General features: G+C 74.6%; 13 protein-coding genes and 1 riboswitch. Of the genes, 10 read left to right on the top strand and 3 right to left on the bottom strand.

Going from position 1 to position 11,364, the window contains the following annotated elements:
- The first annotated feature begins 32 nt into the window (after nt 1-32).
- From H9624_RS16410 to H9624_RS04220, 6 genes are all read left to right on the top strand, one after another.
- Nucleotides 33-164, top strand: coding sequence for a hypothetical protein (locus H9624_RS16410; RefSeq protein ID WP_286010674.1), 132 nt, complete (start codon nt 33-35; stop codon nt 162-164).
- Between the two features lie 169 nt (nt 165-333).
- Nucleotides 334-939 carry a class I SAM-dependent methyltransferase gene (locus tag H9624_RS04240; RefSeq protein WP_251838633.1) on the top strand — a complete coding sequence of 202 codons (606 nt, stop codon included), beginning with the start codon at nt 334-336 and terminating at the stop codon, nt 937-939.
- A gap of 32 nt (nt 940-971) precedes the next feature.
- Nucleotides 972-1,931, top strand: coding sequence for an aldo/keto reductase (locus tag H9624_RS04235; RefSeq protein ID WP_251838632.1), 960 nt, complete (start codon nt 972-974; stop codon nt 1,929-1,931).
- 124 nt (nt 1,932-2,055) lie between these two features.
- Nucleotides 2,056-3,216, top strand: a complete 1,161-nt coding sequence (gene sucC, locus H9624_RS04230; RefSeq protein ID WP_251838631.1) for an ADP-forming succinate--CoA ligase subunit beta — start codon at nt 2,056-2,058, stop codon at nt 3,214-3,216.
- A 15-nt stretch (nt 3,217-3,231) separates the two neighbouring features.
- Nucleotides 3,232-4,152, top strand: a complete 921-nt coding sequence (gene sucD / locus H9624_RS04225; RefSeq protein WP_251838630.1) for a succinate--CoA ligase subunit alpha — start codon at nt 3,232-3,234, stop codon at nt 4,150-4,152.
- A gap of 155 nt (nt 4,153-4,307) precedes the next feature.
- The gene (locus H9624_RS04220) at nt 4,308-5,582 is read left to right on the top strand and encodes a cell division protein PerM (RefSeq protein ID WP_251838629.1); all 1,275 of its coding nucleotides are present in this window, start codon (nt 4,308-4,310) and stop codon (nt 5,580-5,582) included.
- A gap of 1 nt (nt 5,583) precedes the next feature.
- Here the strand turns inward: H9624_RS04220 and H9624_RS04215 are convergent, their stop codons facing one another.
- Nucleotides 5,584-6,132 (bottom strand): type 1 glutamine amidotransferase domain-containing protein, encoded by a 549-nt coding sequence (locus H9624_RS04215; RefSeq protein ID WP_251838628.1) that lies wholly within the window; start codon nt 6,130-6,132, stop codon nt 5,584-5,586.
- A 74-nt stretch (nt 6,133-6,206) separates the two neighbouring features.
- The gene (locus H9624_RS04210; protein ID WP_251838627.1) at nt 6,207-6,620 is read right to left on the bottom strand and encodes a hypothetical protein; all 414 of its coding nucleotides are present in this window, start codon (nt 6,618-6,620) and stop codon (nt 6,207-6,209) included.
- A 39-nt stretch (nt 6,621-6,659) separates the two neighbouring features.
- On the opposite strand from H9624_RS04210, the gene purN reads away from it, so the two are divergent.
- The 3 genes from purN (at nt 6,660) to purH (ending at nt 9,532) form a co-directional block, all read left to right on the top strand.
- On the top strand, nt 6,660-7,268 hold the full coding sequence (gene purN / locus H9624_RS04205; protein ID WP_251838626.1) for a phosphoribosylglycinamide formyltransferase: 609 nt from the start codon (nt 6,660-6,662) through the stop codon (nt 7,266-7,268).
- A gap of 4 nt (nt 7,269-7,272) precedes the next feature.
- On the top strand, nt 7,273-7,839 hold the full coding sequence (locus H9624_RS04200; protein WP_251838625.1) for a DUF6434 domain-containing protein: 567 nt from the start codon (nt 7,273-7,275) through the stop codon (nt 7,837-7,839).
- A 4-nt stretch (nt 7,840-7,843) separates the two neighbouring features.
- Nucleotides 7,844-7,933, top strand: a riboswitch (ZMP/ZTP riboswitch).
- 30 nt (nt 7,934-7,963) lie between these two features.
- Entirely contained in the window at nt 7,964-9,532 is a 1,569-nt protein-coding gene (purH, locus tag H9624_RS04195) for a bifunctional phosphoribosylaminoimidazolecarboxamide formyltransferase/IMP cyclohydrolase (RefSeq protein WP_251838624.1), read from the top strand.
- A gap of 253 nt (nt 9,533-9,785) precedes the next feature.
- Here the strand turns inward: purH and H9624_RS16830 are convergent, their stop codons facing one another.
- Entirely contained in the window at nt 9,786-11,039 is a 1,254-nt protein-coding gene (locus H9624_RS16830) for an NAD(P)/FAD-dependent oxidoreductase (protein WP_251838623.1), read from the bottom strand.
- 23 nt (nt 11,040-11,062) lie between these two features.
- On the opposite strand from H9624_RS16830, the gene H9624_RS04185 reads away from it, so the two are divergent.
- Nucleotides 11,063-11,329: a hypothetical protein gene (locus H9624_RS04185; RefSeq protein WP_251838622.1), complete on the top strand. Its 267-nt coding sequence runs from the start codon at nt 11,063-11,065 to the stop codon at nt 11,327-11,329.
- Nucleotides 11,330-11,364: the final 35 nt, after the last annotated feature.

Raw genomic sequence — 11,364 nt, 5'->3', positions numbered from 1 at the left:
TCGGGTCGGGCAGCCGGACCGAGGAGAGCACCGTGGGACGAGAGAAGCCGGAGACGACGGGCGACGTGCCGGAGCCGGACGCCGCCGAGCGCGAGGACGAGACCTCGAGCCTCGAGCGGGCCGGGGAGGACGTCGAGGAGCTCGTCGAGCACCGCCTGGACTGACCGGCTGGCCCGGGCGGGCGTCGCAGCTCTGCGCACAGGTCCCGGGGAGGGGCCGTGATCGTCGGCTGTCCCGGCGTGTCGGCCGCGGGTCGCGAACCTGTGCGCAGGACGGCGACGGCGGGGACGGCCGACTGCGCGGGGAGGTCGCGGCCCGGGGGAGGATGGGGGCATGAGCGAGCAGAGCAAGTGGGTCCAGATGACGCAGGCCAACCCGCAGCACTCGCACTGGTACGTCGAGCGCTTCCGGAAGATGGCGGAGTCCGGCGCCGACCTCGTCGGTGAGGCGCGGCTCGTCGACGCGATGGTGCCCCGCGGGGCGCGGATCCTCGACGCCGGCTGCGGCCCCGGCCGCCACGGGGGCTACCTCGCCGAGCGGGGGCACACCGTCGTCGGCGTCGACGTCGACCCGGTCCTCGTCGCCGCGGCCCAGGAGGACTTCCCCGGCGCCACCTGGGTGGTCGAGGACCTCGCCGAGCTCGACCTGCCCGCGCGGGGCATCGCCGAGCCCTTCGACGCGATCCTGTGTGCCGGCAACGTCATGACCTTCCTCGCGACGAGCACCCGGCGCGAGGTGCTGCGCCGGATGGCCCGCCACCTCACCCACGACGGCCGGGCCGTCATCGGCTTCGGCGCCGACCGCGGCTACGAGTTCGACGACTTCCTCGGCGACGCCGTCGCCGCCGGCCTGGTGGCCGACCACCTGCTGTCCACCTGGGACCTGCGCCCGGCCACCGAGGACTCCGACTTCCTCGTCGCCGTGGTCCGCCGCGCCTGACCCGCCCCGCACCCACCACCCGAGAGGACTCCATGACCGAGACCACCACCGCCCTGCCCGTCGGCAGCTCCGAGCTGCGCGTCTCCCCGCTCGGCCTGGGCACCAACACCTTCAACGACCCCGGTGACCCGAAGCAGTTCCACGCGGTGCTCGACGGCTTCGTCGAGCGTGGCGGCACCTTCATCGACACCGCCGACATGTACTCCTACTGGGTGCCGGGCAACTCCGGCGGGGAGTCCGAGACGATCATCGGCCAGTGGGTCGCCGACCGCCGCAACCGCGACGACGTCGTCATCGCGACCAAGGTCTCCGGGAAGCCCGACCTCCTCGGCCTCAGGCCCGAGACGGTCGTCCGCGGTGCCGAGGACTCCCTGCGCCGCCTGCGCACCGACCACATCGACCTCTTCTACGCCCACTACCAGGACGACGAGACGCCCGTCGTCGAGAGCGCCGCGGCCTTCGACCGCCTCGTCACCGAGGGCAAGGTCCGCGCCGTCGCGCTGTCCAACTTCTCCGTCGCCGCGATCGAGGAGTGGTTCCGGGCGTGCGAGGAGAACGGCTTCGCCAAGCCGGTCGCCCTCCAGCCGCGCTACTCCCTGGTCTCCCGCGAGTACGAGACCGGCCTGGCCGGGGTCGCGCAGCGCCTGGGCATGTCCGTCTTCCCCTACCAGGTCCTCGCCGGCGGCTTCCTCACCGGCAAGTACCGCACCGAGGCCGACACCGAGGGCCGGGCCCGCGGCGCCGCCGTCAAGCGCTACCTCACCCCGGAGGGGCTGCGGGTCCTCGACGCGCTCGACGCCGTCGCCCGCGAGCACGGCACCGACCCGGCCTCCGTCGCGCTGGCGTGGGCGACGGCGAACGGCAAGGTCACCGCCCCGCTCGCCGCCGCGACGAGCCCTGCCCAGCTCGACCAGCTCTTCGCCGCGGTGGCCCTGGGGCTCACGGCCCAGCAGGTGCAGCGCCTGGACGAGGCCTCCGCGACCTTCGTGTGAGACGCGCCGGGCCGGTCCGGCACAGGACCGGCCCGGTGGGCCTCCCGCCGCGACGCCGGGTACAGTGGACGGAGATGTCTCGATGTCGAGGCATTCCGAGAACGTCGATGAGAGGACTGACCTGGTGGACCTTTTCGAGTACCAGGCACGGGACGTGTTCGAGAAGCACGGGGTACCCGTCCTGGGCGGGATCGTGGCGACAACGCCGGCAGAGGCACGTGCCGCGGCCGAGCAGCTGGGTGGGGGGACCGTCGTCGTCAAGGCACAGGTCAAGACCGGCGGCCGAGGCAAGGCGGGCGGCGTCAAGCTCGCCCACAGCCCCGAGGAGGCCGAGGCGCGCGCAGCCGAGATCCTCGGCATGGACATCAAGGGCCACACGGTCCACCGCGTGATGATCGCCGAGGGCGCGAAGATCGCCGAGGAGTTCTACTTCTCGGTGCTCCTGGACCGCGCCGAGCGCCGCTACCTGGCCATGGCCAGCGTCGAGGGCGGCATGGAGATCGAGCAGCTGGCCGTCGAGCGCCCCGAGGCGCTGGCCCGCGTGGCCGTCGACCCGGTCGTCGGCATCGACGAGGCCAAGGCCAAGGAGATCGTCCAGACCGCAGGCTTCGCCGCGGACGTGGCCGACGCCGTCGCCGACGTCATCCAGAAGCTCTGGACCGTCTACGCGAACGAGGACGCGACCCTGGTCGAGGTCAACCCGCTCGTGCGCACGGAGGACGGCGCGATCATCGCGCTGGACGGCAAGGTGACGATCGACGAGAACGCCGCCTTCCGCCACGCCGAGCACGCCGAGCTCGAGGACAAGGACGCCGCCGACCCGCTCGAGGCCAAGGCCAAGGAGCTGGGCCTCAACTACGTCAAGCTCGACGGCGAGGTCGGCATCATCGGCAACGGCGCGGGCCTCGTCATGAGCACCCTCGACGTCGTCGCCTACGCGGGCGAGCAGTACGGCGTCGGCCCGGCGAACTTCCTCGACATCGGTGGCGGCGCGAACGCCGAGGTCATGGCCAACGGGCTGGACGTCATCCTCGGTGACGAGCAGGTCAAGAGCGTCTTCGTCAACGTCTTCGGCGGCATCACCGCGTGCGACGAGGTCGCCAGCGGCATCGTCCAGGCGCTGGGGATCCTCGGCGATTCCGCCACCAAGCCGCTCGTCGTCCGCCTGGACGGCAACAACGTGGTCGAGGGACGCCGCATCCTCGACGAGGCCAACCACCCGCTGGTCACCATGGTGGACACGATGGACGACGCCGCGGCCAAGGCCGCCGAGCTCGCGAAGTAAGGACGGGACAACAGCATGTCGATCTTCCTCGACGCGAACTCGCGCGTCATCGTCCAGGGCATGACCGGTGCCGAGGGCCAGAAGCACACCCGCCGGATGCTCGGCGCCGGCACCCAGATCGTCGGCGGCGTCAACCCGCGCAAGGCCGGCACGAGCGTCGACTTCGACGTCACCCCCATCGGCCCCGGCGCCGAGGAGCGGACCGCCGGCACGGTCTCCGTGCCGGTCTACGGCACCGTCACCGAGGCGATGGAGGCCACCGGCGCGAACGTGTCGGTCGTCTTCGTCCCGCCGGCCTTCACCAAGGCCGCCGTCATCGAGGCCGTCGACGCCGGCATGCCGCTCGTCGTCATCATCACCGAGGGCGTCCCGGTGGCAGACACCGCCGAGTTCTTCACCTACGCCGAGAGCAAGGGCGTGCGGCTCATCGGCCCCAACTGCCCCGGCATCATCAGCCCCGGGAAGTCCAACGTCGGCATCACGCCGGCCGACATCACCGGCCCGGGCCGCATCGGCCTCGTGTCGAAGTCCGGCACGCTGACCTACCAGATGATGTTCGAGCTGCGGGACATCGGCTTCACCACCGCCATCGGCATCGGCGGGGACCCGGTCATCGGGACCACGCACATCGACGCCCTCGCGGCCTTCGAGGCGGACCCCGACACCGAGCTCATCGTCATGATCGGCGAGATCGGCGGCGACGCCGAGGAGCGGGCCGCGGCGTTCATCAAGGAGAACGTCACCAAGCCCGTCGTCGGCTACGTCGCGGGCTTCACCGCGCCCGAGGGCAAGACGATGGGCCACGCCGGCGCCATCGTCTCCGGCTCCTCCGGCACGGCCGAGGCGAAGAAGGAGGCCCTCGAGGCCGCCGGCGTCAAGGTCGGCAAGACCCCGAGCGAGACCGCGCGCCTCGCGCGGGAGCTGCTCCAGGGCTGAGCCCCACCGCACCGACGGCCCGTCGCGCACCAGCGCGGCGGGCCGTCGTGCATCCCGGCACCGGGACGACGGCGTGAGCAACGGATCGGACACATCGCCACGACACGCCGCCGCCTTCGCGCGCCCGCGCCGCCCGGTCACCGACGATGGGGCAGATGACGACGACGGTCCACCCCCAGGTGAGCGGCCCCGCCCGCCGCGCGCCCCGGCTCCCCGAGGCCTGGCTGCGTGCCACCCTGGCGGGGATCGAGGCCGCGATCATCAGCTGGCTGCTCGTCGTCGTGCCGACCGTCGCGACCTACGTCGCCACCGCCGCCGCGCCCCTGCTCGGTGAGGCCAGCTGGACCGACGCGGCCGCCATCGGCACCGGCGTGTGGCTGCTCGGCCACGGCGCCGCGGTCGACGTCGGCGAGGCGGGCGTCGTCTCCCTCGCCCCGCTCGGCACGAGCCTCGTCAGCGCCGCCCTCGTCTACGGCGGCGCCCGGCGGGCGCGCCTGCGCCGGCCGGCCACCGCGGCCTTCGCCCTCGGCGGGTTCGTCCTCAGCGTGCTCGGCCTGTCCGCCGTCGTTCCCGGACCCGCGGCACGACCGGCCGTCGCGCTCGTCGCCGTCGTCATCGGCGGGACCGCGCTCCTCCTCGCGCTGTGGCGCGCGCGCACGCCGCGCCCCGCGTGGTGGCTGCGCCTGCGCGAGGCCGCACCGGACTGGGTGCGCGCCGGCGTCCGGGGCGCGTGGCTGGCCCTCGCCGGCCTCCTCGCCCTCGCCGTCCTCGTCCTCGCCGTCGGGCTCGTCAGCGGCATCGTCACCGTCCTCGAGCTCCACGAGGCGCTCGCCCCGGGCCGCCTCGGGACCGTCGTCCTGCTCCTGGGCCAGCTCGCCTACCTGCCGACCATGGTCGTGTGGGCCCTCGCCTGGCTGTGCGGACCCGGCTTCGCCGTCGGGCAGGGGACGCTCTTCTCCCCGAGCGAGGTCGTCACCGCCCCGCTGCCGGCCTTCCCCGTGCTCGGTGTCCTGCCCGAGCCGGGCGCGCCCGGGCTCGGGCTCGTCGTCCTCGTCCCCGTCCTCGTCGGAGCCGCCGTCGGCGCCTGGCTGCACCGCAGCCGCTTCCAGGAGCGCTGGTGGCAGGCGGCCCTCAGCGGCGTCGTCGCGGCCGCGACCCTCGCCGTCCTCGGTGCGCTCCTCGCCGTGGCCGCGTCCGGCAGCATCGGGCCCGGCCGGCTCGCGACCGTCGGCGTCTCCGCGCCCGCGCTCGCCGGTGCGCTGGCCTGGCAGACCGCCGCGGGCGCCGTCGTCGTCCTCCTCGCCCTGCACCCGCAGGTCCACGACGCCGTCCGGCGCGGCAGCCGTGCCGTCCGTGCCCGGGTGCGCCGCACGGACGACGACGGCGGCGCAGGCTCCGCGCCCACGCCGCCGTCCGCCTCGCCCGAGTAGGTCAGGCCGTCTGGCCCTCGTGCTCGCCCTCGGCGATCTCCTCGACGAGCTTGTCGCAGAAGGCCGGGAGGTCGTCCGGCGTGCGGCTCGAGACCAGCCCGGCGTCGACGACGACCTCCTCGTCCACCCACGTGGCCCCCGCGTTCTTGAGGTCCGTCCGGAGACTCGGGTAGGAGGTCAGCGTGCGGCCCTCGAGGACCTCGGCGTCGGTGAGGATCCAGCCGCCGTGGCAGATGACGCCCACGGGCTTGTGCTGGTTGAAGATCTCCCGGACGAACGCGACGGCCGCGTCGTCCATGCGGAGCTTGTCCCCGTTGACGACGCCGCCCGGCAGGACGAGGGCGTGGTACCGGTCGGGGGTGGCGTCGGCGGTCGTGAGGTCGACCTGCTGCTCGTGGCCGTTCTTGCCGGTGATCGTGCCCGACTCCGGGGAGATGAGGACGGCCTCGGCACCCTGGGACGTCACGGCCTCCCAGGGCACGGTGAGCTCGGAGTCCTCGAAGCCGTTGGTCGAGAGGAACGCGACGGTCTTGTTCGTCAGCTGGGCCATGGGTGTGCCTCCTTGGGTCTGGGGTTCGCCGTCCACGCTAGGAGCGTTCGGGCCATCCCGCTTCCCGAGCGGTCTCAGGGCCGCAGGAGCATCCGCTGGGCGCGGTCCTCGAGACCGGTGAGGCAGGCGGCCTCCGCCTGGTGGGTGAGGGCGCGGTCCAGGCAGGCGTAGAAGTCCGCGTACACCGGCCACAGCAGGGCCTGCAGACCGGTGAGGAGCACCATCGCGGCCGCGATGCCGAGCCCGACGACGACGAGCACGACCATCGCCCCGCCCACCCGGGCGCGCCGCATCCGCACGAGGCCGACGACACCGAGCACGACGGCGAGGAGCCCGAGCAGCCCCGGGACCAGCGGCAGCGGCCACGGCGGGCGGGTCACCGACAGCCACAGGCCGACGAGCAGGACGACGGAGAACCACAGCACCGGACGCGTCGCGGCACGCACCGCCTCGTCGCTCGGGGGCGCAGCGGGCTGGTCGCGGGACATGCGCCCAGTGTTCCATTCCGGCCGACTACCCTCGGCACCGTGCCCACACGAGTCGTCGTCCTCATCTCCGGCGGGGGATCCAACCTCGCCGCCCTCCTCGACGCGGCCCGGGACCCGCGCTACGGCGTCGAGGTCGTGGCCGTGGGGGCCGACCGGCCCTCCGCCGGCGGGCTCGCGCTCGCCGAGCAGGCCGGCATCCCCACCTTCGTCGAGCGCGTGGGCGACCACCCGGACCGTGAGTCCTGGGACCGTGCCCTCACCGCAGCCGTCGCGGCCGCGGAGCCCGACCTCGTCGTCTCCGCCGGCTTCCTCAAGCTGTGCGGGCCCCACTTCCTCGAGCGCTTCGGCGGGCGCTACCTCAACACGCACAACTCCCTGCTGCCCGCCTTCGCCGGCATCAACGGCCCGCGCGACGCCCTCGAGTACGGGGTGAAGATCGCCGGGGCCACGCTCTTCGTCGTCGACGAGGGCGTGGACACCGGCGCGATCGTCGCCCAGGTCGCCGTGCCCGTCCACGACGACGACACGGTCGACACCCTCACCGAGCGGATCAAGGTGGCCGAGCGCGCCCAGCTCGTCGAGCAGGTGGGCCGCCTCGCCCGCCTGCCGTGGCGGGTCGAGGGCCGGCGCGTCGTCGTCGACGGCTGAGCCGGTGGACGGGTCCCGACCGGCGCTCACGTCCGTGCGCAGCGGCGCAGAGCTGCGCCGCTGGTACTGGCTGCGCACCGAGCTCCAGGACCTCGCCGCGGCACTGGGGGTGTCCCGCAGCGGCGGCAAGGAGGAGCTCCTCTCCCGGGTGGCCGCCGCGCTCGACGGCGAGCCGGCGCCCGCCCCCGCCCCGCGGCGGGCGGCGGCACGTCAGCTCACCACCCCGGTCTCTCCACAGACCGTGATCCCGGCCGGTCAGCGGTGCAGCCAGGTGCTGCGCCACTTCTTCACGGAGCAGGTCGGCCCGGGCTTCCGCTTCGACGAGCACATGCGGGACTTCGTCGCGCACGGCGAGGGCCGCACGCTCGCCGAGGCCGTGGAGCACTGGCACCGCACGCGCGGGCTGCCGCCCGGGCACATCGGTGAGCAGTTCGAGTACAACCGCTTCACCCGCGCATGGTTCGCCGCGCACCCCGGCGGCACGCGCGAGGAGTGCCAGGAGGCGTGGTGGGCCCATCGGTCCCTGCCCCTTGAGCAGCGCCGCCCCGAGGGCTGGGGGCCGACGCGCTAGACTCGGCCCTGGCCGTGACTGGCGCAGAGGTGGAGTCACCACCGGGAAGCGGCCGGAAGTCCCCTGCAGGGTGCCGCCCGCCTGGGTGCCCGGGTCCGATACCAGCGAACCCAGGAGTGACCCCGTGACCGACTCGCGTCCCGTCCGCCGCGCCCTCGTCTCCGTCTACGACAAGACCGGCCTCGCGCCGCTCGCCCAGGCGCTGCACGCCGCCGGCGTGGAGATCGTCTCCACCGGCTCCACCGCCCGCACCATCGCCGAGGCCGGCGTCCCGGTGACCCCCGTGGAGGAGGTCACCGGCTTCCCCGAGTGCCTCGACGGCCGGGTCAAGACCCTCCACCCGCGCGTCCACGCGGGGATCCTCGCCGACCTCCGCAAGGACGCGCACGTCCGCGAGCTCGAGGAGCTGGGCGTCGCGCCCTTCGAGCTCGTCGTCGTCAACCTCTACCCCTTCACCGACACGGTGGCCTCCGGCGCCGCGCCCGAGGAGTGCGTCGAGCAGATCGACATCGGCGGGCCGACCATGGTGCGCGCCGCCGCGAAGAACCACGCGAGCGTCGCCGTCGTCGTCGACCCCTCCGGGTACGACGACGTCGCCGCGGCCGTCGCCGCCGGCGGCTTCACCCTCGAGCAGCGCCGCCGCCTCGCGGCCGCCGCCTTCCGGCACACGGCCGACTACGACGTCGCCGTCGCGTCGTGGATGGGCAACGTCGTCGCGCCCGACGACGAGAGCCGCTTCCCGGCGTGGACCGGCGCCACGTGGCAGCGGGCCGACGTCCTGCGCTACGGCGAGAACCCGCACCAGGCCGCCGCGCTGTACCGCTCCGGCGAGCCGGGGATCGCCCAGGCCGAGCAGCTGCACGGCAAGGCGATGAGCTACAACAACTACGTCGACGCCGACGCCGCGTGGCGGGCCGCGCACGACCACGCCGACCCCGCCGTCGCGATCATCAAGCACGCCAACCCCTGCGGCATCGCCGTGGGCGCGACGATCGCCGCCGCCCACGCCGCCGCGCACGCCTGCGACCCGGTCTCCGCCTTCGGTGGCGTCATCGCCGCCAACCGGCCGGTCACGGCCGAGGCGGCCGCGCAGATCGCCCCGGTCTTCACCGAGGTCGTCGTCGCGCCGGCCTTCGAGCCGGAGGCGGTGGAGATCCTCGCCGCGAAGAAGAACATCCGCCTGCTCGTCGTTCCGGAGGGCTCCGGCTCCGGGCTGGAGATGCGCGCCGTCAGCGGCGGGCTGCTCGTCCAGGCCAGCGACCTCGTCGACGCGCCCGGCGACGACCCGAGCGGCTGGACCCTGGCCGCCGGCGAGCCCGCCGACCCGGCCACGCTCTCCGACCTCGCCTTCGCGTGGCGCTCGGTGCGGGCCGTGCGGTCCAACGCGATCCTCCTCGCCGCCGGTGGCGCGAGCGTGGGCGTGGGCATGGGGCAGGTCAACCGGGTCGACTCCTGCCGCCTCGCGGTGGAGCGGGCCAACGCCCTGGGGGAGGGGCGTGAGCGCGCCCGCGGCGCCGTCGCCGCCTCCGACGCCTTCTTCCCCTTCGCCGACGGCCTCCAGGTGCTCCTCGACGCCGGTGTGCGCGCCGTCGTCCAGCCCGGCGGCTCGATCCGCGACGACGAGGTCGTCGCGGCGGCCCAGGCGGCCGGCGTGACGATGTACCTCACCGGCACCCGCCACTTCGCCCACTGAGAAGCCCCGTCCCCGCCGACAGCTGACTTGTTCCGCCGGGCCCTCCCCCCCCCGCCGACAGCTGACTTGTTCCGCCAGGCCCTCGTCCGTCACAACTCAGCTCTCGCGATAGGTGGGCTATCGGTCAGTGCTCTGCGATGGGTGGGCTGTCGGTAATAACTCAGCTCTCGGCGAGGGGGGTTGTCGGTAATAAGTCAGCTCTCGGCGCGGGGGGGGGCTTCGCGGGAGGTGGACTGCGGACGAGCCCCGTCCGTCAGGTGAAGGTCTTGCGGAGGTGGGTGGCCGGGTCCGCGGCGGCGGCGACGTCGACGGCCGGGTGCTCCGGGGCCGACAGCGCCTTGCGGAGCGGGCCGACGTCGCGGGGGCGGTCCACGGTGAGACCCGCGTGCAGCCGCGGCGCACCCGCCGCGTCCGGGACCACGTAGAGCGCGGTCCACGGCCCGGCACCGGGCTCGCCGCGCAGCACGACCTCCGCGCCCGCCGGCACGTGGCCGACGACCGTCAGCTCGTGGCCGAGCTGGGTGGAGAACACGTAGGGGGCCGGGTCCGGCGCCGGGCCGTCGGCCGCGCCGAGCAGCTCGGCGACGAGCGCGGCGGGGTGGGACAGCGCCCCGTCCCAGTGCGCGCCGGGCACGACGCCGTCGCGCGGGGAGTGGCGGTCCGCGCAGTCCCCGACCGCGCGGACGGACGCCGGCCCGCCGCGCACCCGCCCGGTGAGGTCGACGGGCACCGCGCCGCGCGCGGTGAGCGGCACCGAGCCGGACAGCCACGCCGTGCTCGGCCGCACCCCGACCGCGGCGACGACGACGTCGGCCGTCACCCTGGAGCCGTCGGCCAGCCCCACGCCACTCGCGTCCGCGGTGGCGACCGTCGCGCCGCAGCGCAGCGTGATCCCGCGCTCGGCGTACCAGGGCACGAGCAGCTCCCCGACCCGCGGGCCGAGCACGTGCCCGAGCGGCACCGGGCCGCCCTCGAGGACCGTGACGTCCACGCCGGCCGCCGCGGCAACCGTCGCGAGCTCGGCACCGACCCAGCCCGCGCCGATGACGGCGAGCCGAGCCCCCGGCCGCAGCAGCCCACGCAGCCGCGCGGCGTCGTCGAGGTCGTGAAGGGTGAGGACGTCGCTCCACCCCGGCACGACGACGGGACCGGCCCCGGTCGCGACGACGACGACGTCGGACGCCACCTCCCGCGTCCCCTCGGGTCCCGCGACGGTGAGCCGCGCGCCGTCGTCGTCCGCGTCGAGGGCGACGGCGCGGTGGCCGGTGAGGAGCTCGTCGGCGAGCGCGGTGAGGTCCCCGTAGCCCTCACCGGCGAGGTCGACCGGCGCGGTGCGGGTGAGGAGCTCCTTGCTCAGCGGCGGGCGGTCGTAGGGAGCCACCTGCTCCTCCCCGACGACGGTGAGGTGCCCGCTGAAGCCCTGGCCGCGCAGCTCGGCGGCCGTCCGCAGGCCGGCCAGCCCGGTCCCGACGACGGCCACCCGGGTGGGGAGGGGAGGGAGGGTCACGGGCCCACGGTAGCCTCGTCGCCATGGACTCCACGCGCAGCGCGGGCACGGCGGTGCTGTGGCTCGTCGTGCTCGGCACGCTCGCCGCGGGCGTGACGGCGGTGCTCGTCGACGTGCCCTCGGCCGCCCTCGTCCTCGCGTCGCTGTGCGTGGTGCTCGCCGTCGTCCGCGGCACCGACCGCGGCGTGCCGCCCGCCTTCCGGGCCCGATCCACCGCCTTCGACGTCACGCTGCTCCTCGTCGCCGCCGCCGCGCTCGCCGTCCTCTCCCCGGCCGGCAACCTCACCTGACCGCCGCGGGCCGTCCCGTGCGGACGGCGACCCTC

The organism is Oceanitalea stevensii, assembly GCF_014837105.1.
Taxonomy (GTDB): domain Bacteria; phylum Actinomycetota; class Actinomycetes; order Actinomycetales; family Actinomycetaceae; genus Oceanitalea; species Oceanitalea stevensii.
Note: the sequence above shows the minus strand (reverse complement) of the source record. Positions and strands in the feature narration are given on the sequence as shown.

Bases quoted from the DNA above. Each gene is read 5' to 3' on its own strand.
- H9624_RS04240 (WP_251838633.1), top strand. From the start codon at position 334: ATGAGCGAGCAGAGCAAGTGGGTCCAGATGACGCAGGCCAACCCGCAG.
- H9624_RS04235 (WP_251838632.1), top strand. From the start codon at position 972: ATGACCGAGACCACCACCGCCCTGCCCGTCGGCAGCTCCGAGCTGCGC.
- sucD (WP_251838630.1), top strand. From the start codon at position 3,232: ATGTCGATCTTCCTCGACGCGAACTCGCGCGTCATCGTCCAGGGCATG.
- H9624_RS04220 (WP_251838629.1), top strand. From the start codon at position 4,308: ATGACGACGACGGTCCACCCCCAGGTGAGCGGCCCCGCCCGCCGCGCG.
- H9624_RS04215 (WP_251838628.1), bottom strand. From the start codon at position 6,132: ATGGCCCAGCTGACGAACAAGACCGTCGCGTTCCTCTCGACCAACGGC.
- H9624_RS04210 (WP_251838627.1), bottom strand. From the start codon at position 6,620: ATGTCCCGCGACCAGCCCGCTGCGCCCCCGAGCGACGAGGCGGTGCGT.
- H9624_RS04185 (WP_251838622.1), top strand. From the start codon at position 11,063: ATGGACTCCACGCGCAGCGCGGGCACGGCGGTGCTGTGGCTCGTCGTG.